The sequence below is a fragment of the Acinetobacter sp. M5A5_2a genome (genome assembly GCF_053345265.1).
On record NZ_JBKEZV010000003.1, the window covers coordinates 390,781 to 413,659 of the forward strand.

A 22,879-nucleotide genomic window follows, 5' to 3' on the forward strand; every position below is an offset into this window, starting at 1 on the left:
ATCTAGTTAATTACGTAAGAATTAACTTTTAGTTTTTACCGATGAATCTGCATCATGCCATCCACCACCTAATGCCCGAATTAAATCTACACTAGCCATCATTCTGCTGCCGTTAAGCTGTGCAGAAAGTTGTTCTTGTTGCAAAATAGTCCGATCCGAATCAATTACATCAAGATAGCTAATAGCACCTTCTCGATAACGTAAATGAGAAAGCTGATTTGCATGACGAGAAGAAGAGAGCGCTTGGTTTTGAGCCTGAATTTGCTGATCGAGAATACGTTGATCAGACAAACCATTTTCAACTTCGCGGAATGCATTCAGCACTGTTTGGCGATAATTCGCCGCGCTTTCTTCATAAGCTGCACGCGCTTGAGCAACTCCAGCCTTACGTTGCCCACCATCAAACAAGGGCAAAGATAAAATAGTGCCCGCGACTGGTCCAAGCAAGAATGTACGGCTCGACCATTTACCTAAATCACCTAAAGTTGATGATTCATAACCGAGCGCACCTGTCAGGTCTAGTTTTGGGAAGAAAGCAGCGCGTGCAATTCCAATACGTGCATTATCTGCTGCCATAGCACGTTCAGCAGCAGCAATGTCAGGTCGTCTTTCAAGCAAAGTTGATGGTAAACCTGCCGGAAGGCGAATGCTGTTTGTTGCTAAGGGTTGAGCTGCTAGATTGAAGTCAGCTGGCGTTTTTCCAAGTAAAACAGCAAGTGCATGTTCTGCAGTTGCTCTGTTACGGGCAATCGTTAGTGCATTGGTTTGGGCTGTAGCCAGTTCGGTCTGCGCGCGAGAAACATCTAATTCACTGACTAAACCATTACGAAATCGAGTTTGAACTAGATCTCGAGTCTCACCAAGTAACTTAATAGTGCGATTATAAATTACTTGTTCAGCATCAAGCTGGCGAATTAGAAAATAGCCTTGAGCAACATCTGCTTGTAACGCTAAAAGTGCCGACTGGTATAGCGCTTCTTGTTGCTGTACATCAGCTGTTGCTGCATTGACACTACTGGCGATACGACCAAATAAATCGAGCTCATATGAAACATTCGCTTGAGCACGCCATAAGGTTTGTGCAGATGTATGAGCGTTGTCATCTAAACCCAATGAAGCCGGAGAGGGTTTTTGACGAGTTGGGCCAAAGCCAGCACCAACACTTGGTAAGCGTTCAGCTTGTACTGCTGAACGTAACGCACGTGAAGCCTGAATATTGGCAGCAGCAGCTTTAAGGTTTTGGTTACCAGCAATTGCTTGTTGCTCTAGTTCGTTTAACAGTGGGTCATTAAAAACACGCCACCATTCGCCACGTGATTGTGCATCGGCAGGTTGAGCAATTTTCCAGTTGCTATCTTCAAGTTTAGGGTCTGACTCTTTAAATTTGACTGGAACTATTACCTTTGCAGGTTGATATTCAGGAGCCAAAGAGCAGCCTGCAAGGAGCAGGCTTCCCATGAGTGAGGACAATAATAAGCTTTGTTTTACTGTAGCCATCAAATGTCCTCCTTAGTGATCATGTGGGTTAGCTAATGGCGCTTCATGAACAGCTGCCGAATGCAGTTTATGTTTGCTGTTCAGTGTACGAATCAGGACATAAAAGGCAGGGGTGAGGAATAAACCAAACAACGTTACACCGATCATGCCGAAGAACACTGCAATACCCATGGCATGACGCATTTCAGAACCTGCACCTGTTGAGGTGACCAGTGGGACTACACCCATAATGAATGCAATAGAAGTCATTAAAATTGGGCGTAAACGCAGACGACTCGCTTCAACTGCGGCATTAAATGCAGTTGCACCTTGCATTTCAAGTTCCCTTGCAAATTCGACAATTAAAATGGCATTTTTACAGGCCAGCCCGACCAGTACCATCAGACCAATTTGCGTAAAGATGTTGTTATCTCCACCCGTAAGCCAAACACCTGTCAGAGCCGCCAAGATACCCATTGGCACAATTAGAATTACAGCTAAAGGCAGAGTTAAGCTTTCGTATTGTGCTGCCAATACCAAGAACACCAGTAATACACTGATCGGGAAAACCCAGAGTCCGGCATTACCAGCCAAGATTTTTTGGTAGGTTAAATCAGTCCATTCAAACTTAATGCCGCGTGGTAATGTCTGTGCAGCAATACGTTCAACAGCAGCTTCCGCTTGGCTAGATGAATAACCCGGTGCCGGGCCGCCGTTAATGTCTGCGGAGGTATAGCCGTTATAACGCACCACCATTTCTGGACCATAGGTTTGAGTCACATTCACCAAGGAAGATAACGGCACCATTTGTCCGGCACTGTTGCGGGTTTTTAGTTGCAAAATATCTTCAGGGTTCGCACGGAAAGGAGCATCGGCTTGAGCACGAACCTGATAAACACGACCAAAGCGGTTAAAGTCATTGACGTATTGAGAGCCTAAATAAATCTGCATGGTGTTGAAAACATCTGTTACAGCGACACCTTGCTGTTTAGCTTTTACACGGTCCAGATCTACGTTCAGTTGAGGTACATTAATTTGATAACTTGAGAACATTGGACCAAGTTCAGGGGCTGACTGAGCTGCTTTCATAAAGTTTTGTGCAGCATCATTCAAGGCTGAATAGCCTAAGGCACCTCGGTCTTCAAGTTGGAGTTTAAAGCCGCCCATCGTACCTAAGCCCATCACTGGTGGTGGTGGGAAAACTGCAATATAGGCATCTTGAATGGCTGAATATTTCTGGTTGAGAGCACCTGCAATTGCATTTGCAGATAAGTCTTTGGCCTTACGTTCATCGAATGGCTTTAACGTCACAAAGACAATACCGGCACTTGAGCTGTTGGTAAAACCGTTAATAGATAAACCAGGGAAGGCAACCGCACTTTCTACACCAGGTTGCTTAAGTGCTGTATCGCTCATTTTGCGGATAACCGCTTCGGTACGATCTAATGAAGCGCCGTTTGGTAATTGAGCAAAGCTAATCAAATATTGTTTGTCTTGAGCGGGAACAAAGCCACCCGGAACAATATAAGAAATACCAACGGTTAAACCTAGAAGTGTTGCATAGACACCCATTGCCGATGCTTTATGAGATATGACACGACTCACACCTTTACCATAGTTGTCTGACGCACGGGTAAATACGCGGTTAAACAGCGCAAAGAAACGTCCAAATATGCGGTTCATAATGCGTGTTAATGCATCAGGTTTAGCGTCATGTCCTTTCAGTAACATGGCTGCCAAAGCAGGAGAGAGCGTAAGGGAGTTAAATGCCGAAATGACAGTTGAAATGGCAATCGTCATGGCAAATTGTTTATAAAATTGCCCTGTTAAACCCGTCATAAAGGCAAGAGGTACGAAGACCGCAACGAGGGTTAAGGCAATCGCAATAATTGGACCGCTCACTTCTCGCATGGCGCGATAAGTTGCATCTCTTGGGCTTAAACCTGCTTCAATATTCCTCTCGACATTTTCGACGACGACAATCGCGTCATCGACCACAATGCCGATGGCAAGTACCATCCCGAACAGCGATAGCGCATTGATGGAATACCCAAAGGCAAGCATAAGTGCAAATGTACCAATAATAGAAACCGGTACTGCAAGCAATGGAATAATCGACGCACGCCATGTTTGTAAGAATAAAATAACAACGACAACAACCAGTGCAATTGCTTCAAGTAAGGTATGAACGACTGCTTTAATACTAGAACGTACGAATTGAGTTGGGTCGTAAACAATGTCGTATTTAATTGAAGATGGGAAATCTTTTGAAAGCTCCTTCATTGTGCTACGCACTTGATCGGATACTTGCAAAGCATTGGCACCCGGAGCTTGGAAAATTGGAATCGCTACAGCTTGTTTATTATCAAGCAATGAACGCAAGCCATATTGTGAGGCTGCAAGTTCAACACGAGCAACATCACCCAATCGGGTGACTGCGCCATCGGGTGCAGTTTTTAAAATAATGTCTGCAAATTCTTGCTCAGTCGTTAAACGACCTTGAGCATTCACTGAAAGTTGTACAGGTGAATTAGTTGGTGATGCACCAATTGTACCTGCCGCAACCTGAATATTTTGTTCACGGATTGCATTCACAATTTCAGTGGCTGTGAGGTTACGTTGCGCTACTTTTTGTGGGTCTAACCACACCCTCATAGCGTAGTCACCAGAACCAAATAAACCGACTTCACCTACACCTTGTAAGCGTGCCAAACGATCTTTTACGTTCAGTACCGCATAGTTACGTAAGTAAGTCATGTCATAGCGGTTATCTGGAGAGGTCAGATGTACCACCATGGTTAAAGTGGGAGAACTTTTTAAGGTGGTGACACCTAAACGCTGTACATCTTCAGGTAAACGAGGCATTGCCTGAGACACGCGGTTTTGAACCAATTGTTGAGCTTTATCTGGGTCAATACCGAGTTTGAAGTTCACTGTAATGGTTAAGTTACCGTCGCTGTTTGCTTGAGATTGCATATACAGCATGTCTTCTACGCCGTTGATTGATTCTTCAAGCGGAGAGGCAACAGTTTCAGCAATTACTTTTGGGTTTGCACCTGGATATTGAGCACGCACAACCACAGATGGCGGTACAACTTCTGGATATTCGGAAATCGGTAACTGAAATACGGAAAGTAGACCAGCGAGTAAAATCAGTACTGATAAAACACCAGCAAAGATTGGCCGATCAATAAAGAATTTAGAAATATTCATATGTGATTAACCTTTTGCCGGAGTTGATGTTTTTTCTGTTGGCTGAGGTTGAGGCGTGTTAGTACTTGCAGTGATTTGTGCATTCGGCATAGGGACGAGGTGCGGCGTAACAGGGTCACCCGGACGAATACGCTGTAAACCATTCACCACAATACGGTCACCCGCTTGTAATCCGCTATTCACGATTTGCAAGCCATCTTGTTGTGCACCGATTTTTATTTCGCGGTAAGCAGTCTGATTTTTAGCATCGACAACAACGACAAAACGCTTATCTTGATCGACCCCAATGGCTGTTGGGCTAATGAGAATGGCTGAACGTGGTTGGCCGCCACCAAGACGAATTCGAGCATATAAACCCGGTAATAAAACTCCGTTTGGATTGTCGAAAGTCGCACGAACACGAATCGTGCCTGAGGTTGTATCTAGGTTATTGTCGATTGAGTTGATAGTCCCTTCACGCGAGAAACCAGTTTCATTGGCAAGTCCCATATAGACAGGAACCTGTGCTGAATTGCGCTGATTACTGATGTATTTGAGATAAGTTTGTTCATCAACATCGAAAGATGCATAGAGATGCGATACAGACACCAAACTTGTTAAAACTTGTGCTCCGTTGCCCGCAGAAACCACATTACCCACGGTTACTTCGGCACGCGAAATTCGACCGCTAACCGGTGCAGTAATACGGGTATATTCCAGATTTAAGCGTGCAGATTGAACGGCTGCTCTGGCTGCTTGTAGGTTGGCACTGGCTGAGCGTGCATCATTTTCTGCCAGATCAAGCTCTTGGCGTGATACAGCATTACTTTGAATTAGACGTTGAATACGGGAAAGATTGGTTGCTGTATAGGTGACTTGCGCTTCGGCTGAAGCAAGTTGTGCTTGTGCACGATTGAGTTCTGCTTCAAATGGACGAGGGTCAATTGTAAAAAGTAACTCGCCTTTTCTAACCAGACTCCCATCTTTAAAATGAACGGCAATGAGTTTGCCCGAAACTTGAGGCCGAATATCAACTTGATCAATGGCTTCTAAGCGACCGGAATATTCTTGCCAATCGGTAATGGTTTTACTGATGACATTAGAAATATCAACAGTAGCAGCTTGTTGGGCTTGGGTCGGTGCAGCTTTTGCATCGGCATTTTCATGTAGAAATATAAAACTGCCTCCTGTTGCTAAAAGGGCAACAAAGATGGCAGACAGTGCGAACTGTTTGCGGGAAAATGACATGAGGTGCTCCTACTTATTTGGATACCTGTTTTCAGACTTTTAATTATGGTCCGTATGGGAGAAACAGGGTTTGGGGGATGGACGGAGCATAAAAGTTTGTCAATCACGAATAAATATATTAAATTCGATAACACTATTCGTATTTTTATAACAATTGATGTATTTGAATTAAAAAATGCATTGATAGGAGTGTGCGTGTGGATCTATTTCATGCCATGAAAGTATTTAACAAAGTTGTCGAAACAAATAGTTTCAGTTTAGCGGCTGACAGTTTAGGCCTACCGCGTGCTTCTGTGACCACAACCATTCAGGGTTTAGAGAAACATTTACAAGTTCGCTTATTGAACCGAACCACTCGTAAACTCAGTTTGACACCGGATGGTGCGGTTTATTATGAACGTACTTCGCGAATTTTAGCCGATGTTGAAGATGTCGAATCGAATTTTCATGACTCGGAACGTGGGCCACGAGGCCGACTACGTATTGATGTTAAAGCCTCGATTGGGCGGCTGATCCTGATTCCGATGCTTTGTGATTTTCATGCCAAGTATCCCGATATTGATTTGGTGATTGGAATGAGTGATCGTCCAGTCGATTTGGTACAAGATGCGGTGGACTGTGTCATTCGTATTGGTCAGTTGAAAGATTCAAGTTTGGTTGCACGTCGTATCGGAACAATTCAGTGTGTGACTGTTGCTGCACCTAGTTATTTGGCTGAACATGGTGAACCGCAAACCATTGATGATCTACAAAAACATCAGGTCGTGCATTACTTTAATAGTCGTACCGGACGTAATATCGATTGGGATTTTATGGTTGATGGTGAGATTCATAGCGTTGGCGTGAAAGGGCGCGTTTCTGTTAACGATGGTGATTCATATGTTGATTTGGCTGTACAGGGTTTTGGCTTAATTCAATGCCCATATTATATGGTGGCGAAACATCTGGAGGATGGCTCACTCAAGGAAGTGCTGACTGAATGGTTGCCAGCACCAATGCCAATATCAGTCGTTTATCTACAAAACCGTCATTTATCGCCTAAAGTTCGTGTTTTTGTTGATTGGGTGGCCGAATTATTTGCAGGTTGTCCATTGTTGAGTGGTTGCTCAATGGTATGGGATCAGAAATGTGAATTTGCCAGTGCCAAAGAACATAACCATGAATACACCATTCGGACATTGGTCAAAAATGAAAATATGGCAGAAGCTTATACACTCAAGAATTAGCCTCGCAGTTTGAGTGATTTTTCAACATTTAATCAGTTGGTACAATCCATTGCTTAGACATCTTCATAAATCCTTAACTTATGGTATAGAAATTGCAATTATTTCGGCAGAAGAGTAATTTAGAAATACTCAAGTTTTTATCACCTTATTTGGATTTTAAGGAGAAGCTTCAAGATGGCAAGCTTTATGAAAAAAATGTTCGTTTCAACAACCTTAGTTTTGGCTGCTGTTGCGACGAATGTTCAAGCAAAGGATTGGAAGGTGATTCGTTTTGGTACTGAGTCCTCTTATGCGCCGTTTGAATATAAAACACCAAATGGCAAGTTAACTGGTTTTGACGTTGATTTGGGTAATGCCATTTGTGCAAAACTCAAAGCCAAATGTGTTTGGGTTGAAAACTCTTTTGATGGGATGATTCCAGCACTTAAAGCGAAAAAATTTGACGGCATTCTTTCATCAATGACGGTCACTGATGAACGCGCAAAACAAATTTTGTTTAGTAGCAAAATCTACAACACACCAACACGTATGGTTGCAAAAAAAGGCTCGCCGTTATTGCCTACAGCTGCCTCTTTGAAAGGTAAACGTGTAGGTGTACAACAGGGCACAATTCAAGAAACTTATGCTAAAACCTATTGGGCAACAAAAGGTGTAACCGTTGTACCTTATCCAGTCCAAGATTTGATTTATCAAGACATGATGTCAGGTCGTTTAGATGCAACTTTACAAGATGCAATCATGGTTGATGGTGCTTTCTTAAAACAACCAAAAGGCAAAAACTTTGCATTTGTCGGTGGCAATGTAGTTGATGCAAAAACACTGGGTGTAGGCGCGGCTATTGGTTTACGCAAAGAAGATGCAGATTTGAAAGCGAATATTGACAAAGCACTCGCAGCAATTATTGCGGATGGTACATACAAGAAACTAGAGAAAAAATATTTCTCCTTTAACATTTACTAATGATGTGAAAAATGTCGGCTGAGGGCCGACATTTTTAAATCTATTCTCATCTCATCAATATTAGATATTGTTTTTAAGGAGAAGATGAGTCATGTTTTTATCTGGCTATGGGCCACTCCTTCTCAGCGGGACATGGATGACCCTCCAGCTTGCGCTGTTGTCACTTTTGCTTTCTGTCATTATTGGCTTAATTGGTGCGAGCTCAAAACTCTCTAGTTTTAAAGCCTTACGCTATATTGCGACCGCCTATACCACACTCATCCGTAGTGTGCCTGACTTGGTCATTATGCTGTTGTTATTTTATAGCTTGCAGTTGGGTCTAAACCAAATTACTGAATCACTGCAAATGGATCAAATTGATATCAATCCTTTTGTGGCGGGTGTGATTACTTTAGCGTTCATTTATGGTGCATATTTTACCGAGACCTTTCGTGGTGCATTTCAATCTGTTCCAACGGGTCAAATTGAAGCAGCAATGGCCTATGGTATGACCCCTTGGCAGGTTTTTCGACGTGTATTATTTCCTCAAATGATGCGTTTTGCATTGCCAGGTATTGGCAATAATTGGCAAGTTTTGATTAAGGCAACCGCACTGGTTTCTATTATTGGTCTGACTGATATTGTAAAAATTACGCAAGATGCAGGTAGAAGTACCATGCAACTGTTCTTTTTCAGCATCGTGGCTGCCGCGATTTATCTGGCCATTACTACCGTCTCGAACCTGATTTTAATGTGGCTTGAGCGTCGTTATTCTGCTGGTGTGAGGAAGGGACAATTATGATTGAAATCCTTCAACAATATTGGCAGGCATACCTTTGGACCGATGGTTTACAAATGACCGGGGTAGCGATGACTGCTTGGTTATTGGTGCTTTCTATTGGTATTGGTTTTGTGCTTGCTGTGCCTTTATCACTTGCACGAGTATCAGAAAATCTTTGGTTGCGTGGCCCAGTTTGGTTGTATACATATGTTTTTCGTGGCACACCACTGTACATCCAATTGCTGATTATTTACTCAGGTATTTACAGCTTTGATTACATCCATGAACATCAGACGCTTGATGCGTTTTTTCGAGAGGGCATAAATTGCACCATTTTGGCATTCGCGCTCAATACTGGTGCATATACGACTGAAATCTTCGCTGGGGCGATCCGTTCTATTCCACATGGCGAGATTGAAGCTGCACAAGCTTTTGGAATGTCAAAATGGAAACGCTATACCCGCATTATTATTCCGTCGATGTTGCGCCGTGCTTTACCATTTTATGGCAATGAAGTCATTTTAATGTTGCATGCGACAACCATTGCATTTACAGCAACTGTTCCTGACATTTTAAAAATTGCGCGTGATGTGAATGCGGCAACCTATGACACCTTCAATGCTTTTGGAATTGCCGCAGTATTGTATGCGATGCTGGCATTTATTTTGATTTGGCTATTTCGTAAGTTGGAAAAACGTTGGTTGGCATTTTTAAAGCCATCGAATCATTAGGAGACATAAATAATGGAACAAGTTGCAAAACTAGTGATTCGTGATTTACATAAGACATTTGGTGATCATGAAGTACTTAAAGGGATATCACTTGATGCAAATGCTGGTGATGTCATTAGTATCATCGGTTCATCTGGTTCAGGTAAAAGTACTTTGCTGCGTTGTATTAACTTTTTGGAACAACCTAGCAATGGCACCATTAAACTTAATGGTGAAAAACTACGTACAGTCTTTGATAAAAAAGGCAATTTAAAAGTGGTTGAACCAAAGCAACTACAAAAAATGCGTACCCAGCTCATGATGGTGTTTCAGCATTTTAATTTATGGTCACACATGACGGTGCTAGAAAATGTTATTGAAGGACCGATTCATGTACTTGGGGTAAAACGTGCCGAGGCAGAAGAGCGTGCGCGGAAATATCTACGCAAAGTTGGTTTGCCTGAAAGTGTTGAAAGTAAATATCCTGCATTTTTATCTGGTGGTCAGCAGCAACGTGTAGCGATTGCTCGTGCTTTGGCTATGGAACCGGAAGTTATGTTGTTTGATGAACCAACCAGCGCGCTTGATCCAGAGTTGGTGGGTGAAGTACTAAAAGTAATGCAGGGTTTGGCTGAAGAAGGGCGCACCATGATTGTGGTGACACATGAAATGGGCTTTGCGCGTCATGTGTCTAATCAAGTAATTTTTTTGCATCAAGGGAAGATTGAAGAACAGGGTCATCCTGATGAAGTACTCAATAATCCGAAAAGTGAACGCTTAAAGCAGTTTCTAACGGGCAGTTTAAAATAAGCTGTTCATACCGAGTATGGTGAAATTTTTTATAAAAGATTCTCACCGTACTCGGTTGTTTTTTTAATTATATTTTATAGATGAGTATTTTTAGAAAACACATTAATAATGATAATGCCTGCGATCATTAAAGTAAGACCAATGCAGGCTGCCAAGTCTAAATGCTGTTTGTAAAATATCCAGCCAATTGCAGAAATTAAAATAATACCTGCACCCGACCAAATAGCATATGCAATTCCGATCGGAATTGTTTTTAGCGTCAGAGACAATAAATAGAAAGCAATTGCATAACCCACAACAGTAATAATCGAAGGAATTGGAACAGTAAAACCTTGAGATGCTTTTAAAGCTGAAGTTGCAATGACTTCACAAGCAATCGCAATTGCTAAATAAAGATAAGACATGGGGAGCTACGCCAGAGTGAGTTTTAATCAATCTATATGAAATATTGAAATGGTTAGATCAGTTTTAACGATTGTTCAATTTCTTTGGTACACAAATACAAGTAAATTAAACTGAACTGATCATTTGATTTTATCACTTGCAAAGTGGTCTCAGCTATTTATTCGTTTATTTAATCATTGATCCGTGCAGTCATTTAGAGGATCAGCGACTTTAGCTTGATCCTCTATAAACTTTTTAAAAGATAGATTAGCCGAGCAAATTTAATCCCTTAAATTTCTCTAATAGTTGATCTTGGGTTTCAATATGTGCTGGATCTTGTTTTATACAATCGATTGGACAAACCGCCTTACATGTTGGCGCATCGTAAAAGCCTACACACTCGGTACAACGAAGTGGATCAATTTCATAAACTTTGCTCCCTTCAAAAATAGCGATGTTCGGGCATTCAGCTAAGCACATATCACAATTGATACATTCACTTGTAATTAAAAGTGCCATTTTTAACTCGCTGAATAAGCTAATGTCGATGCAGTAATACTTTCCTTCGCATGTGGTAAGTTGCGTACGAGTAGTGCATAACTGATATCAACATCTTGGGAGAGTGGAATCTCAACGAAATGGCCTGAACCTTTGGCATCTATAATTGGGTTACCTTTTAAATCGCGCATCTCGGTTAAGCTAAAGGTAATATTGCCTTGCGGTGTCATGAGTTCAAGTGAGTCCCCAACCACAAAACGGTTTTTAACCTCAATGCGAATATAGTCACCGTGACGTTCTAAAACCTCTCCACAAAATTGTTGATAGTCAAAATGTGATGAGCCATCGGCATAGTTTTGATATTCACTGTGCACATGACGTCTTAAAAAGCCTTCGGTATAACCACGGTTTGCCAAACCTTCAAGCTGAGACATTAAGCTTGGGTCAAATGGTTTTCCTGCTAATGCATCATCAATCGCTTTTCGATAAATTTGAGCAGTACGGGCACAGTAAAAATATGATTTAGTACGGCCTTCAATTTTAAGCGAGGCTATGCCCATTTTTGTTAAACGATCTACATGTTGTACAGCACGTAAATCTTTCGAGTTCATAAAATAGGTACCGTGTTCATCTTCTTCGGCAGCAAACATTTCTTCATCATTACGTTGTACTAATAGGGTTTGAGCCGAGGCTGTTTCTGATTGTGTTGATGAGCAGCAAGACTTTTCTGACTCATTTAGCTGAGTGACTGGAATCACATCACCATTCAAATCTTCTTGGGCTTCATGTAGCTTATAGTCCCAACGGCAAGCATTTGTACAAGCACCTTGGTTGGCATCACGTTTGTTCATGTATCCAGAAAGTAAGCAGCGACCTGAGTAGGCCATACATAGTGCGCCATGCACAAAAACTTCGAGTTCAATATCGGGCACATGTTGCTGGATTTCTTCTATCTCTTCTAAAGACAACTCACGCGATAAAATCACACGGCTTAGGCCGTAATCTTTCCAGAATTTAACAGTTGCCCAGTTAATCGCATTGGCTTGAACAGATAGATGAATTTGCACATCAGGAAAATGCTCTCTCACCATCATAATTAAGCCCGGATCAGACATAATGAGTGCGTCTGGTTGCATAGCCACAATTGGTTCAAGATCACGAATAAAGTTTTTTAATTTGCTGTTATGTGGCTGAATATTCACCACAACATAAAACTTTTTACCCAAAGCATGAGCTTCATCAATTCCGATTTTTAAGTTGTCATGATCAAAAGCATTATTACGCACACGTAAACTGTAACGTGGTTGGCCTGCATATACGGCATCTGCACCATAGGCAAATGCATAGCGCATATTTTTGAGTGAACCTGCAGGAGAGAGGAGTTCGGTATTCATAAAATAAAAGGCATAAAAAAATTATGGTTTTATTTTATTAACTCTGCATTTTTGATTCAACCTACTGAATTAGTAGGGATTTGACCTATATCTTTTTGCGCGGGTAGCATATTTTTTGCTAACTCTCCTAAGCGCATCAAAGCATTTAACATTTTGGGATTTAACTCAAAACAAGCTGCAATACGTAAACAATGACTAAAACGTTTATCAGCCGAACATAAAATTCCCGGCATACATAAGATTTTTTCATCCATAGCTTGATGAAAGAGTTCCAGCGTATCAATAGATTCGGGGAGTTCTAACCATAAAATAAACCCTGCTTGTGGGCGACTGACTCGAGTACCGAGTGGGAAATAACGACAAATATAAGATTTGATGGTATCAATTTGTTGTTGATAGCGTTTTTTTAACTGACGTAAATGCAGGTCATAACCACCATTTTCTAAGAAAAGTCCTAAGGTTTCGGTGAGTAAAGCAGGCTCGGCCACCGTTGTCGTAAATTTTAGTTGCTGCACAATATTACGGAAGCGCCCAGCTTCTAACCAACCGATTCGATAGTCGGGTGCTACAGTTTTGGTGTAGCTACTACATACCAACACCCATCCATTTTGATCAAATGCCTTAATGTTGGGTAAGAGAGGTTCGGCTAGTTGCAATTCGGCATACATCGCATCTTCAATAATAGGAACTTGAAAATGATTGGCTAGCTCTGCCAAGCGACGGCGGCTGCTTTCAGGCATACTGAAACCGAGGGGATTGTGTCCTGTTGGAATCGTTAATATGGCTTGTACACTTTGAGATTTTAAGAGTTCTTCAAGTGTATCTAGACACATGCCTGTATGTGGCGAAGTGGGAACTTCTACAATTTTTCGGCCTAAATTATGCAGGAGCGGGTACAAATTATGAAAAGTCGGGATCTCAAGGGCGATGGTGTCACCCGCTTGAGTTGTTGCCATAATCGCGAGACTTAAAGCCTCCATGGTGCCATGAGTCAGCACAATATCATCTGCTGAAAGAAACATACCGAGTTGCAAGCTTCGTCTAGCAATTTGTGTGCGTAGTCGTGTTGACCCCGGTGGTAAGGTATAGCTTTTAAAAATATCTGGTTGTGTACGTAAAACTTGAGCAGTTAAGCGTTTTAAACGTTCAATCGGGTAGAAATTTTCTCCTGAGGGGCAAGCTAGAGCCAAATTAATATAGGCTGGGTCCATTTGCTTTTTAACGATTTGAGCGAGGAAGCAGCTGATACCTGAAAGTGGCACTTTTTCTTCACTGACATAACGTTCTTCGAGTTCTAGCGAGTTTGAAGGTGCATGACAAACATAGTAACCAGATTGAGGACGAACAGAAATCAAACCTTGATCTTCAAGTTGACGATACGCTTCTTTTACGGTGTTAATGCTGACCTGATAATGGTTTGCACAGTCTCGTATTGAAGGTAGACGCGAACCAATAGGCTGCCTTCCATTATGGATTTGAAGTGTTAAGTCATCACTCACTTTTTTATATTTGTACATATCAATTCATTAAAAAGCCAAAGCAATGGGTACACTTTATAGTGATCTGTTATTTATCTCAAATATTGTGATTACTTTAGGTTGGTCCATTTGATCGAGTTCTGAACTTAAAAACTGTGTCTATTATTTTTAATAAAAACTGATACTGTAACCATTAAAGATATCTCAGTAAGATCAAAAGCATGGTGAGGATTTAAAACCATAATTTTTAATATCAAAATGAGTAGGAGTGGTCTATGTCCGTTGTAGCATTTAAACAAGTTGATGTTTTTACTTCACAAGCATTTAAAGGAAATCCTGTCGCGGTGATTATGGACGCTAGTACCTTAACATCTGAGCAAATGCAGGCGATTGCCAATTGGACCAATCTCTCTGAAACTACATTTGTGCTGCCTCCTACAGATTCGCAAGCCGATTATCAGGTTCGAATTTTTACTCCGCAAAATGAATTACCATTTGCAGGCCATCCTACAATCGGCACAGCCCATGCTTTACTTGAAGCTGGTCTAATTACTGCTAAAGAAGGAAAATTGGTACAGCAATGTGGTGCAGGTTTAGTTGCTCTTACAGTAAGTGAATTGAATCATATTTCCTTTGAACTACCACAACCTAAAATTACGCCATTAGATACGACACAGACTCAAAAATTGGCAGAGATTTTAAAATGTCAGATTGACACTCAATGGAATGCTGCATTGGTTGATGTTGGGGCGCGTTGGGTTGTATTACAAGCGGTCAATGCCGAAGCTGTTTTAGCGACTCAACCAGATTTCGCTGCTTTAAAACAACATGATTTAGAAATGAAAGTTGGTGGAGCGACGGTTTATGGTTTTTATGAAAATAATGATGAACAAAAACACATAGAAGTCCGCTCATTTGCTCCTTCAATTGGAATAAATGAAGATCCAGTTTGTGGTAGTGGTAATGGTAGCGTAGCGTCTTTTATTCGTTACCATGGTATTTTGCCCGCACAAAATGATCAGGTACTTTCTTCACAAGGTCGCGTTTTAGGACGTGACGGACAGCTTCAACTAAATTTATATCAAGATAAAATTTTAGTGGGTGGAAGCGCTGTTACCTGTATCGATGGCACAATCAAGTTATAAAACAAATATAAAAAAAACCGAGGACTTGGCCTCGGTTTTTTTAATTAGAAAAACTTATTTTTCTACGAAAGCACGTTCAATTACGTAGTCGCCCATTACACCCATACGAGGTGATTCAACTAAACCGTGTTCGTCAAGTAACGCAGCAACATCTTTCAAGAAAGCAGGGCTACCGCAAAGCATTGCGCGGTCAGTTTCACGGTTAAATCGCGGTAAACCAACTTTTTCGAATAAAGCACCAGTTTCAATTGCAGTTGTTACACGGCCTTGAGTGTGGAAAGGTTCACGAGTTACAGTAGGGTAGTAAACAAGTTTGTCTTTAATACCTAATTCTTCAAAGAACTCATGGTTTGGAAGTTCATTCAAGATAAGGTCTTGATAAGCTAATTCAGAAATATAACGTGTACCATGAACAACGATTACTTTTTCAAAACGTTCGTAAGTTTCTGGGTCACGAATAATTGATAAGAATGGTGCAAGGCCAGTACCAGAAGATAAAAGGTACAAGTTTTTACCCGGTAAAAGGTCATCATGAACCAATGTACCTGTCGGTTTTTTAGAAATTAAAATTTCATCGCCAACTTGTACTTTTTGCAAAATCGAAGTTAAAGGACCTTCTTGTACTTTAATTGAGAAGAATTCTAACTCTTCTTCGTAATTTGCACTTGCAATCGAATACGCGCGCATTAACGGTTTGCCATTCACTTCAAGTCCGATCATTACGAACTGACCATTTTTAAAACGTAAGCTAGTGTCGCGTGTAGTTTTAAAACTGAAAAGGGTGTCATTCCAGTGGTGAACATGAGTAATGCGTTCGACGTTAAAAGCAGCCATTAAAGGTCTCGATCACGATTAAAAGAAAACAGATTGCTATTCTAATCTAAATTCATTCCCGATAAACTGAATATATTTAATTGTGTTTATAAGAAAAAGTGATGATCAATTCTGTCACCTTCCCGATAATCGGCCACATGTGCTCTCCATATCGAGAAAAATTCGGTATTCCACGCCAGCCTAATTTGGTAAATATCGAGTCATATATCGACATGGTAGAACCTTATAATGACTTGTTGGCTTTTGAAGGAATTGAGCAATTTAGTCATCTCTGGCTAGTTTGGCAGTTTCATGACAATAAAAATCAGGGCAATGCAGATAAATTCCGTCCACAGGTTCGTCCTCCACGCTTAGGTGGCAATGAAAAAATTGGCGTATTTGCTACACGTAGCATGTATCGACCATCTCCAATTGGACTGTCAGTTGTAAAGCTGAATAAAGTGGAAAAAGTCGGTAAGTCAGTACGAGTGTATGTCACAGGAAGTGATTTATTAGATGGAACTCCAATTCTAGATATCAAACCCTATGTTCAATATTCTGATGCGATTGCTGATGCACAAAGTGGTTATGCACATGCAGAACCAGAGCGTAAGTCTGTCATTTGGTCTGAACCTGCTCTAAATGCTCAAAAATATTTTTTACAAAATAAAGAAATGAATGATCAATACCTTGATGAGCTTGAGCAGGTATTGGCTTTAGACCCACGGCCTGCCTATCAAGAAGATCCAGACAGAATTTATAAAATGAAATTTTCAAGTTTCGATATTCATTTTAAAGTCGGTCAGATTGAAGTTACCGTAGTGGATATGTTCAAAGCTTCTGCTGTGCAATAAATTCTATTTTAGAACCAATGGATGTTGAGCCAAAGTAAAGTAATGAATATAGCCATATGAATCAGCTGGGCGGGAACGAAAGCAAGTGCATAGGGCAGCCCGCCCGAAATTGCAGAGTTTATACTTTTGGCAATGGCATGCACTGCAAAGCCTCCCATAAAAGCAATTAATAAAGGGGACATATGAGCACTATCAGGTTCACCTTGTACAATTACCGCGATAATAGCCGCATGTATTTCAAATAAAGATGCGAGTAGGGTTCCCGCAATTAATCCGGCATCCCCTAAATATAAATTTAAGCCATAGACCCCCGACTGAATGATAGCGAGTGTTGCAGCAATAATAATGGCTTCTTTAAGACTAAACATTCTTGAATCTAATTCAGGAGTCGAAGTGCTAGGTTCGGCTTTTCGTAATAAAATGAAGGCCCAGACAGCTAAAACAACTAATGCAATAATTGTAGGAAATATAATTAGCTTAAACCAAGCAAAGCTAATACCGATTACAATAATTAAAGTTTGAATAAGCGTTGAAACGCAAGACATGAGGGCTGCCCCCGCGTTTGTTGTTGCATTTGCTCGACCAGAGCGTACTTCTAAACCTAAAGTGGCAATTGCCACTGTACTGGAAACAAAGCCTGAAGCCAAAGACGAAAGTAATAGCGCATTTTTAGAAGATAATAATCGTTTAGCAATATGAGCTAGTGCCTGTACAAATAAAATTAAAGTGAGCAATTTTAAAATAACATGGGGATTTAAAACTGGTCCCCAAAACGGCTTATTCGGGACTAAAGGTAAAGCAATTAAAAGTAGGGCGAGTAGAAAAATTCCATCCCGCAATTCTGCTTCGGTAATCCACTGACTGGCGATACCATGCATAGACTGCTTAGCTATTAAGATAGCGGTCATGATGACTGCTAAACTTGCTGCCAATGAAATATTCCAAATACAGAGTGCTCCAATGAAATAAGTCATGATAAATGCAAGTTCGGTAGTAACGCCCGGATCATTTGGCTGGTTTTTGAGGGAAACGATGCTGATTGCACCGATGGTTAAAGCTCCAACAATCCCAATTGAAATGCCGAATAAAAAACAGATCGCGCCTAATAAAGCACTAATTGCAAAAGATCTGAAACCAGCGAAAGTTTTATATTCGTGTTTGAGTTTACTGCGCTCTCGTTCTAAACCAATTAATAAGCCACAGCCAAGGGCAGCAGCAATTATAGTAATGAATTCCTCAAAGGATGCAGTTTGTAATGACATTGTCATTGGAAGTTCCATATTACTTCCTCTTATGCTTATAGTTATATGTGGATTTTAATCATTTTAAAATCATGTGTTCGTTTCCAGTTTATGCTTTTTATTATAGTCAGCATAGTATCTTTTTTAGGCATAGCAACATACAAAATATTTTTATAAACATGACCTATGACGCAAAAAAATATCAAGTTGAGAATTGGTTTAATTATTTGAAGTTGAAGGATATTTAAATAATGGATTTAACGATTTTGGGGTGAGCTAAATCTAAAACATCTCTGCTATATTATAAAAATATATTGGGGATAACGCATGAATGCACATGTAGAAATAGATACCTATTGGTGTCTAGAACAATTATTACAAGAAGGCCGTATCACAGAACGAGATAAATTACTGGTACAGTCCAGCCACCGCCAAAAAGACCAGTTAAAGTGGCATCCTTTACAATGGATTGCACATTTTAATTTAAAAGATCAGCAGCACATACAGGCCCATTTAAGTTTAAACCGTTTGTGTTTATGGTTTGCAGATCGGGTTCAGCTACCTTTATTTGTGATTGATCCTTTAAAGGCGGACGTGAGTGCTTTAACACAGGTAATGTCGCAAGAATTTGCCATTCGTAATCATATTTTAGCTGTTGAAATCCATGCCGATCGAATTGTGATTGGAACAGACCAGCCATTTCAAACAGATTGGCTCAATAATCTTGAACGAAGTCTAGCTCCTAAAAAAATTGAGCGGGTATTACTTAATCCCGAACAGTTGCAACGTTATTTACGAGAATATTATCAGGTCAGTCGAGCAGTAAACTCTGCTCAAAAAGATGCAGCCCACGATCGTGATAATAAAAATGTTGAGGCTCTTTTACAACTTGGGGATAGTCAAAACCCAGATGCCAATGATCAGCATATTGTGAAATTAGTCGACTGGATTTTACAGTTTGCGTTTGAGCAGAGTGCCAGTGACATTCATATGGAACCGCGTAAGGACAATGGCAAAGTCAGGTTCCGGATCGATGGTGTTTTGCACACCATTTACAACATGCCTTCAAATACGCTAACTGCAGTGATTGCTCGTATTAAAATTTTAGGACGTTTAAATGTCGCCGAAAAGCGCAAACCGCAAGATGGTCGATTAAAAACTCGGACGCCAAAGAGGCAAGAAACAGAGCTACGTTTATCAACCTTGCCCACTGCATTTGGTGAAAAACTGGTTATGCGTATTTTCGATCCCGATGTGTTGGTACGTTCGTTTCATCAACTGGGTTTTGAAGAGAGTTTATTACAACAGTGGCAACAGTTAACAAAAAATAGCCATGGCATTATTTTAGTCACTGGTCCTACAGGTTCAGGTAAAACGACAACGCTATATTCTTCGTTAAAGCAGCTCGCAACAGATCAGGTTAATGTCTGTACCATTGAAGATCCAATTGAAATGTTAGAGCCTAGTTTTAACCAGATGCAGGTCAACAATGCAATTGAATTAGGCTTTGCAGATGGTGTTCGTGCGCTCATGCGTCAAGACCCCGATATTATTATGATTGGGGAAATTCGTGATCAAGATACAGCGAATATGGCCATTCAGGCTGCATTAACAGGTCATTTGGTTTTATCAACTTTACATACCAATGATGCGCCGTCTAGTTTGACCCGTTTGCATGATTTAGGCGTGCAGCCATTTTTAACAGCAGCCACAATTTTGGGTGTGCTCGCGCAACGTTTAGTACGGCAGCTTTGCCCGCACTGCAAACAGCAAACTCATATTAATGAGGACGAGTGGCAACACCTAACATTCGACTACATTATGGACATGCCAGAAAAAGTTTATCAGGCAGTAGGGTGTGAACAATGTCGTCATACAGGTTATAAGGGACGAGTCGGTATTTATGAATTTATGCCAGTCAGTCTTGAGCTTAAGCATCTTATTAGTAGCCATATGACCTTAAATGATTTGAGAACACAAACTAAAAAAGAAGGTATAGAACCCTTGAGAATTGCGGGTGCTCGTAAAGTCATTGATGGTCTTACGACATTAGAAGAGGTATTACGGGTTGTGCCATTAAATTAACTTTTTCTTAAGATTCACCTCATTTATGCATGATGTACTTATGTTATTCCAAGATGTGATTAAAAAGGTAATCTTATGAAAATGCTTAAAGCAATGATAATGACTACAGGTCTAACAGCTGCTAGTGTCGCTATGGCGAATACACCTGTGAATCAGGCAGCAATTGCTCCAGTAACCGTAACAACTGTTAAGCATGCATTAACGGCTAAAGATAATACACCGGTTAAAGTACATGGTCAGGTTGTAAAATCTTTAGGCGATGAAAAATACCAATTTCGTGACAAGACAGGTAGCATTACGATTGATGTAGATGATGAACTTTGGCAAGGTCGTCCTATTTCACCAAATACAAATGTGACTTTAATTGGTGAAGTAGACATCGACTATAAGCCTTTAAAACGTGTAGAAATTGATGTGGATCAAGTTCAGTTCTAATGAATTGATCTCTAGATATACTACTTTTAGCCGCATTTAAATGATGCGGCTTTGCTTTTTTTATAAAGGCTTGGCAAGATCAAATCAGGATATAACAGGAAAAATAGATGAGAATTTTGCTTGCAGAAGATGATCGCTCTCAAGCTGAAAGTATTCAATCGTGGTTAGAGTTAGACGGTTATCAGGTCGATTGGGTTGAAAGAGGTGATTATGCGCTTACAGCAATTGAACAGCATGATTATGACTGTATTTTGCTTGATCGGGGGTTGCCTCAACTGGCTGGTGAAAAAGTTTTAACAACGATCCGCCATAAACAAAAAAATGTTCCTGTTATTTTTATTACAGCACGTGACAGTATTCATGACCGAGTGGAAGGACTAGATTTAGGTGCAAATGATTATTTGGTTAAGCCTTTTAGCTTAGAAGAGCTATCTGCTCGAATCCGCGCTCAATTACGCAAGCAAACGTTGAGTCAGCAATCGGTTTTAACATGGGGCGATCTGCAACTTGATACACAAGCGAAAGTTGTATCATGTGCTGGAAAGTCTATTGATTTAACAGCTAAAGAGTTCCAAATATTACGTAAGCTTATGGTTCATCCTGAGCATATTATTACGCGTGATCAATTAGAAGAAGCGCTCTATGCATGGGGTGAAGAAATTGAAAGTAACGCGATAGAAGTATTTATTTATCAGCTCCGAAAAAAAATCGGAAGTAGCAGCATTAAAACCATACGGGGGTTAGGCTACCGTATGGGAGATTTAAAATGAAATCTAATCGCTCATCCTTGCAGTCGCAACTGGTTAAAACCACGATGTGGAGTAGTGTCGTGGTGGGCTTGCTAGCTTTAAGCTTACTCACCATATTTTCTGTTTATCACAACATGTCAGTGCAAGACGAAATCATGGATGAAATTTCAGATACTTTACTGGTTTCTGATCTTTCTCAACACTCTATGAAACAGTTTGATGAGCTCAGTGACGAATTTGATATTCAGTATGAATTATTAAGTTCTGGGCAATTACTTACTCACTCTCATAGCTATCAGCACGAGCTTTTTGAACAAGGTAATTTATCAGAAGGTTTTTCATATTTTTGGTTTGATGGTCAATTATGGCGTAGTCTGGCTGCACAACAAGAAGACTCTCAACTACAGGTTGAAGTCTTTCAGCCAATCAGTACACGTATCGAAGAAGTACTCAAAGCACTTGCTGGGTATAGTGGCCTTATGGTGTTGTTCTGGCTGCTACAATGGGTGATTGTAAGTTGGCGTACGGAGCAACAATTGGCTGCGTTAAATTTACTCTCTAAACGTATTGCCCAAAAAACAGCATCAAATTTAGAACCTATTCAAGATCCAGATGTCATTACAGAAATTCAACCTGTGATTGATGCGCTAAACCAATTACTTGCAAGGTTGCAAAGGGCTCTCGTTGCTGAACAGCGTTTTACCGCAGATGCCTCTCATGAGTTACGATCTCCATTATCTGCCATACAAATGCGTCTTCAGGTTTTACAGCGTAAATATCAACATGTTCCAGAGCTTCATCAGGACTTTGAGCGCATACAAGAAGACGTTTCAAGAAGTACAAAAATACTTGAAAACCTCCTCCTTCTGGCTCGCTTAGAACCCAATGAAGCAGAGCAGCCACAACTTCCCAAGACGATTATCGATTTAAATTATTTATTGGCTAGAGTCATTGAAACTGTAACTTTAGATGCGCAAGCTAAACAAATGTTGATAGAAACAAATAACTTGTCGACAGAAACTAAAACCCTTGCGAATGAAGAATTACTATTTATTGCTTTTAGAAATTTATTCGATAATGCCATTCGTTATAGCCCGACTTTAGGCTCTATTCATGTTGAGATTGATCAGGATGAACAGCAAATTAAGGTCGCTATAGAAGATACAGGAAATGGTGTAGATGATGAGGTATTGCAACGTTTAGGACAGCGCTTTTTTCGGGTATTAGGTACTCAGCAGCAAGGTTCAGGGTTGGGAATTTCGATTACACGAAAAATTATTGAATTGCATAATGGTGAATTACATTTTATGCATGCTGAACAGGGTGGTTTGAGGGTGGAGGTTAATCTACCTTTATAAAAAATAGCATGGTTACCCATGCTATCCATTTTTTGTTTTCCCACGAATATTATTGAAACGCGA

General features: G+C 40.6%; 20 protein-coding genes. 11 read left to right on the top strand and 9 right to left on the bottom strand.

Annotated features, from left to right (window positions below; all coding sequences use genetic code 11):
- Window positions 1-21 precede the first annotated feature (21 nt).
- From ACLBWE_RS06380 to ACLBWE_RS06390, 3 genes are read right to left on the bottom strand one after another with little or no spacing between them, the layout of a single operon-like run.
- Window positions 22-1,497: an efflux transporter outer membrane subunit gene (locus ACLBWE_RS06380; protein WP_348948269.1), complete on the bottom strand. Its 1,476-nt coding sequence runs from the start codon at window positions 1,495-1,497 to the stop codon at window positions 22-24.
- Between the two features lie 12 nt (window positions 1,498-1,509).
- Window positions 1,510-4,689, bottom strand: a complete 3,180-nt coding sequence (adeG, locus tag ACLBWE_RS06385; protein ID WP_447601804.1) for a multidrug efflux RND transporter permease subunit AdeG — start codon at window positions 4,687-4,689, stop codon at window positions 1,510-1,512.
- A gap of 6 nt (window positions 4,690-4,695) precedes the next feature.
- On the bottom strand, window positions 4,696-5,916 hold the full coding sequence (locus ACLBWE_RS06390; protein ID WP_447601806.1) for an efflux RND transporter periplasmic adaptor subunit: 1,221 nt from the start codon (window positions 5,914-5,916) through the stop codon (window positions 4,696-4,698).
- Between the two features lie 197 nt (window positions 5,917-6,113).
- Between ACLBWE_RS06390 and ACLBWE_RS06395 the strand changes: the two genes are divergently transcribed.
- The 5 genes from ACLBWE_RS06395 to ACLBWE_RS06415 all read left to right on the top strand — a co-directional run bounded on the left by ACLBWE_RS06395 (window position 6,114) and on the right by ACLBWE_RS06415 (window position 10,382).
- Entirely contained in the window at window positions 6,114-7,142 is a 1,029-nt protein-coding gene (locus ACLBWE_RS06395) for a LysR family transcriptional regulator (protein WP_447601808.1), read from the top strand.
- 174 nt (window positions 7,143-7,316) lie between these two features.
- Window positions 7,317-8,102, top strand: coding sequence for an ABC transporter substrate-binding protein (locus ACLBWE_RS06400; RefSeq protein WP_447601810.1), 786 nt, complete (start codon window positions 7,317-7,319; stop codon window positions 8,100-8,102).
- Between the two features lie 91 nt (window positions 8,103-8,193).
- Complete coding sequence (locus ACLBWE_RS06405; RefSeq protein WP_005039343.1) at window positions 8,194-8,883, top strand: ABC transporter permease; 690 nt, start codon at window positions 8,194-8,196, stop codon at window positions 8,881-8,883.
- On the top strand, window positions 8,880-9,593 hold the full coding sequence (locus ACLBWE_RS06410) for an ABC transporter permease (RefSeq protein WP_017387975.1): 714 nt from the start codon (window positions 8,880-8,882) through the stop codon (window positions 9,591-9,593). Before ACLBWE_RS06405 ends, ACLBWE_RS06410 begins: the two co-directional genes overlap by 4 nt.
- Before the next feature lie 12 nt (window positions 9,594-9,605).
- Window positions 9,606-10,382 carry an ABC transporter ATP-binding protein gene (locus ACLBWE_RS06415; protein ID WP_003650668.1) on the top strand — a complete coding sequence of 259 codons (777 nt, stop codon included), beginning with the start codon at window positions 9,606-9,608 and terminating at the stop codon, window positions 10,380-10,382.
- A gap of 74 nt (window positions 10,383-10,456) precedes the next feature.
- On the opposite strand, the gene abeS is transcribed toward ACLBWE_RS06415, so the two are convergent.
- The 4 genes from abeS to ACLBWE_RS06435 form a co-directional block, all read right to left on the bottom strand.
- Window positions 10,457-10,786, bottom strand: a complete 330-nt coding sequence (gene abeS, locus ACLBWE_RS06420; protein ID WP_003650669.1) for a multidrug efflux SMR transporter AbeS — start codon at window positions 10,784-10,786, stop codon at window positions 10,457-10,459.
- Window positions 10,787-11,033: 247 nt separating this feature from the next.
- Window positions 11,034-11,285 carry a YfhL family 4Fe-4S dicluster ferredoxin gene (locus ACLBWE_RS06425; RefSeq protein ID WP_151743280.1) on the bottom strand — a complete coding sequence of 84 codons (252 nt, stop codon included), beginning with the start codon at window positions 11,283-11,285 and terminating at the stop codon, window positions 11,034-11,036.
- A gap of 2 nt (window positions 11,286-11,287) precedes the next feature.
- The gene (gene trhP / locus ACLBWE_RS06430) at window positions 11,288-12,658 is read right to left on the bottom strand and encodes a prephenate-dependent tRNA uridine(34) hydroxylase TrhP (RefSeq protein WP_447601815.1); all 1,371 of its coding nucleotides are present in this window, start codon (window positions 12,656-12,658) and stop codon (window positions 11,288-11,290) included.
- Window positions 12,659-12,714: 56 nt separating this feature from the next.
- Window positions 12,715-14,181 carry an aminotransferase-like domain-containing protein gene (locus ACLBWE_RS06435; RefSeq protein ID WP_080758361.1) on the bottom strand — a complete coding sequence of 489 codons (1,467 nt, stop codon included), beginning with the start codon at window positions 14,179-14,181 and terminating at the stop codon, window positions 12,715-12,717.
- A gap of 230 nt (window positions 14,182-14,411) precedes the next feature.
- Between ACLBWE_RS06435 and ACLBWE_RS06440 the strand changes: the two genes are divergently transcribed.
- Window positions 14,412-15,281, top strand: coding sequence for a PhzF family phenazine biosynthesis protein (locus tag ACLBWE_RS06440; RefSeq protein ID WP_209734038.1), 870 nt, complete (start codon window positions 14,412-14,414; stop codon window positions 15,279-15,281).
- A 54-nt stretch (window positions 15,282-15,335) separates the two neighbouring features.
- Here ACLBWE_RS06440 and ACLBWE_RS06445 read toward each other — a convergent pair whose 3' ends face one another.
- A complete protein-coding gene (locus tag ACLBWE_RS06445) occupies window positions 15,336-16,115 on the bottom strand; it encodes a ferredoxin--NADP reductase (RefSeq protein WP_003650674.1) in 780 nt (259 codons plus the stop codon).
- A gap of 101 nt (window positions 16,116-16,216) precedes the next feature.
- Here ACLBWE_RS06445 and tsaA point away from each other — a divergent pair, with 101 nt between their 5' ends.
- On the top strand, window positions 16,217-16,948 hold the full coding sequence (gene tsaA, locus ACLBWE_RS06450) for a tRNA (N6-threonylcarbamoyladenosine(37)-N6)-methyltransferase TrmO (protein WP_447601818.1): 732 nt from the start codon (window positions 16,217-16,219) through the stop codon (window positions 16,946-16,948).
- Between the two features lie 8 nt (window positions 16,949-16,956).
- On the opposite strand, the gene ACLBWE_RS06455 is transcribed toward tsaA, so the two are convergent.
- Window positions 16,957-18,228, bottom strand: a complete 1,272-nt coding sequence (locus ACLBWE_RS06455; RefSeq protein WP_447601820.1) for an MgtC/SapB family protein — start codon at window positions 18,226-18,228, stop codon at window positions 16,957-16,959.
- Window positions 18,229-18,516: 288 nt separating this feature from the next.
- Between ACLBWE_RS06455 and ACLBWE_RS06460 the strand changes: the two genes are divergently transcribed.
- The 4 genes from ACLBWE_RS06460 (at window position 18,517) to ACLBWE_RS06475 (ending at window position 22,816) form a co-directional block, all read left to right on the top strand.
- A complete protein-coding gene (locus tag ACLBWE_RS06460; RefSeq protein WP_447601822.1) occupies window positions 18,517-20,274 on the top strand; it encodes a GspE/PulE family protein in 1,758 nt (585 codons plus the stop codon).
- A 75-nt stretch (window positions 20,275-20,349) separates the two neighbouring features.
- Entirely contained in the window at window positions 20,350-20,709 is a 360-nt protein-coding gene (locus ACLBWE_RS06465) for a NirD/YgiW/YdeI family stress tolerance protein (protein WP_447601824.1), read from the top strand.
- Window positions 20,710-20,816: 107 nt separating this feature from the next.
- Window positions 20,817-21,479, top strand: a complete 663-nt coding sequence (locus ACLBWE_RS06470; protein ID WP_004643474.1) for a response regulator transcription factor — start codon at window positions 20,817-20,819, stop codon at window positions 21,477-21,479.
- Window positions 21,476-22,816 carry a sensor histidine kinase gene (locus ACLBWE_RS06475; protein WP_447601827.1) on the top strand — a complete coding sequence of 447 codons (1,341 nt, stop codon included), beginning with the start codon at window positions 21,476-21,478 and terminating at the stop codon, window positions 22,814-22,816. Before ACLBWE_RS06470 ends, ACLBWE_RS06475 begins: the two co-directional genes overlap by 4 nt.
- Window positions 22,817-22,879 lie beyond the last annotated feature (63 nt).

Bases quoted from the DNA above. Each gene is read 5' to 3' on its own strand.
- ACLBWE_RS06380 (WP_348948269.1), bottom strand. From the start codon at position 1,497: ATGGCTACAGTAAAACAAAGCTTATTATTGTCCTCACTCATGGGAAGC.
- adeG (WP_447601804.1), bottom strand. From the start codon at position 4,689: ATGAATATTTCTAAATTCTTTATTGATCGGCCAATCTTTGCTGGTGTT.
- ACLBWE_RS06390 (WP_447601806.1), bottom strand. From the start codon at position 5,916: ATGTCATTTTCCCGCAAACAGTTCGCACTGTCTGCCATCTTTGTTGCC.
- ACLBWE_RS06400 (WP_447601810.1), top strand. From the start codon at position 7,317: ATGGCAAGCTTTATGAAAAAAATGTTCGTTTCAACAACCTTAGTTTTG.
- ACLBWE_RS06405 (WP_005039343.1), top strand. From the start codon at position 8,194: ATGTTTTTATCTGGCTATGGGCCACTCCTTCTCAGCGGGACATGGATG.
- ACLBWE_RS06410 (WP_017387975.1), top strand. From the start codon at position 8,880: ATGATTGAAATCCTTCAACAATATTGGCAGGCATACCTTTGGACCGAT.
- ACLBWE_RS06415 (WP_003650668.1), top strand. From the start codon at position 9,606: ATGGAACAAGTTGCAAAACTAGTGATTCGTGATTTACATAAGACATTT.
- abeS (WP_003650669.1), bottom strand. From the start codon at position 10,786: ATGTCTTATCTTTATTTAGCAATTGCGATTGCTTGTGAAGTCATTGCA.
- ACLBWE_RS06425 (WP_151743280.1), bottom strand. From the start codon at position 11,285: ATGGCACTTTTAATTACAAGTGAATGTATCAATTGTGATATGTGCTTA.
- trhP (WP_447601815.1), bottom strand. From the start codon at position 12,658: ATGAATACCGAACTCCTCTCTCCTGCAGGTTCACTCAAAAATATGCGC.
- ACLBWE_RS06440 (WP_209734038.1), top strand. From the start codon at position 14,412: ATGTCCGTTGTAGCATTTAAACAAGTTGATGTTTTTACTTCACAAGCA.
- ACLBWE_RS06445 (WP_003650674.1), bottom strand. From the start codon at position 16,115: ATGGCTGCTTTTAACGTCGAACGCATTACTCATGTTCACCACTGGAAT.
- tsaA (WP_447601818.1), top strand. From the start codon at position 16,217: ATGATCAATTCTGTCACCTTCCCGATAATCGGCCACATGTGCTCTCCA.
- ACLBWE_RS06455 (WP_447601820.1), bottom strand. From the start codon at position 18,228: ATGGAACTTCCAATGACAATGTCATTACAAACTGCATCCTTTGAGGAA.
- ACLBWE_RS06460 (WP_447601822.1), top strand. From the start codon at position 18,517: ATGAATGCACATGTAGAAATAGATACCTATTGGTGTCTAGAACAATTA.
- ACLBWE_RS06465 (WP_447601824.1), top strand. From the start codon at position 20,350: ATGAAAATGCTTAAAGCAATGATAATGACTACAGGTCTAACAGCTGCT.
- ACLBWE_RS06470 (WP_004643474.1), top strand. From the start codon at position 20,817: ATGAGAATTTTGCTTGCAGAAGATGATCGCTCTCAAGCTGAAAGTATT.
- ACLBWE_RS06475 (WP_447601827.1), top strand. From the start codon at position 21,476: ATGAAATCTAATCGCTCATCCTTGCAGTCGCAACTGGTTAAAACCACG.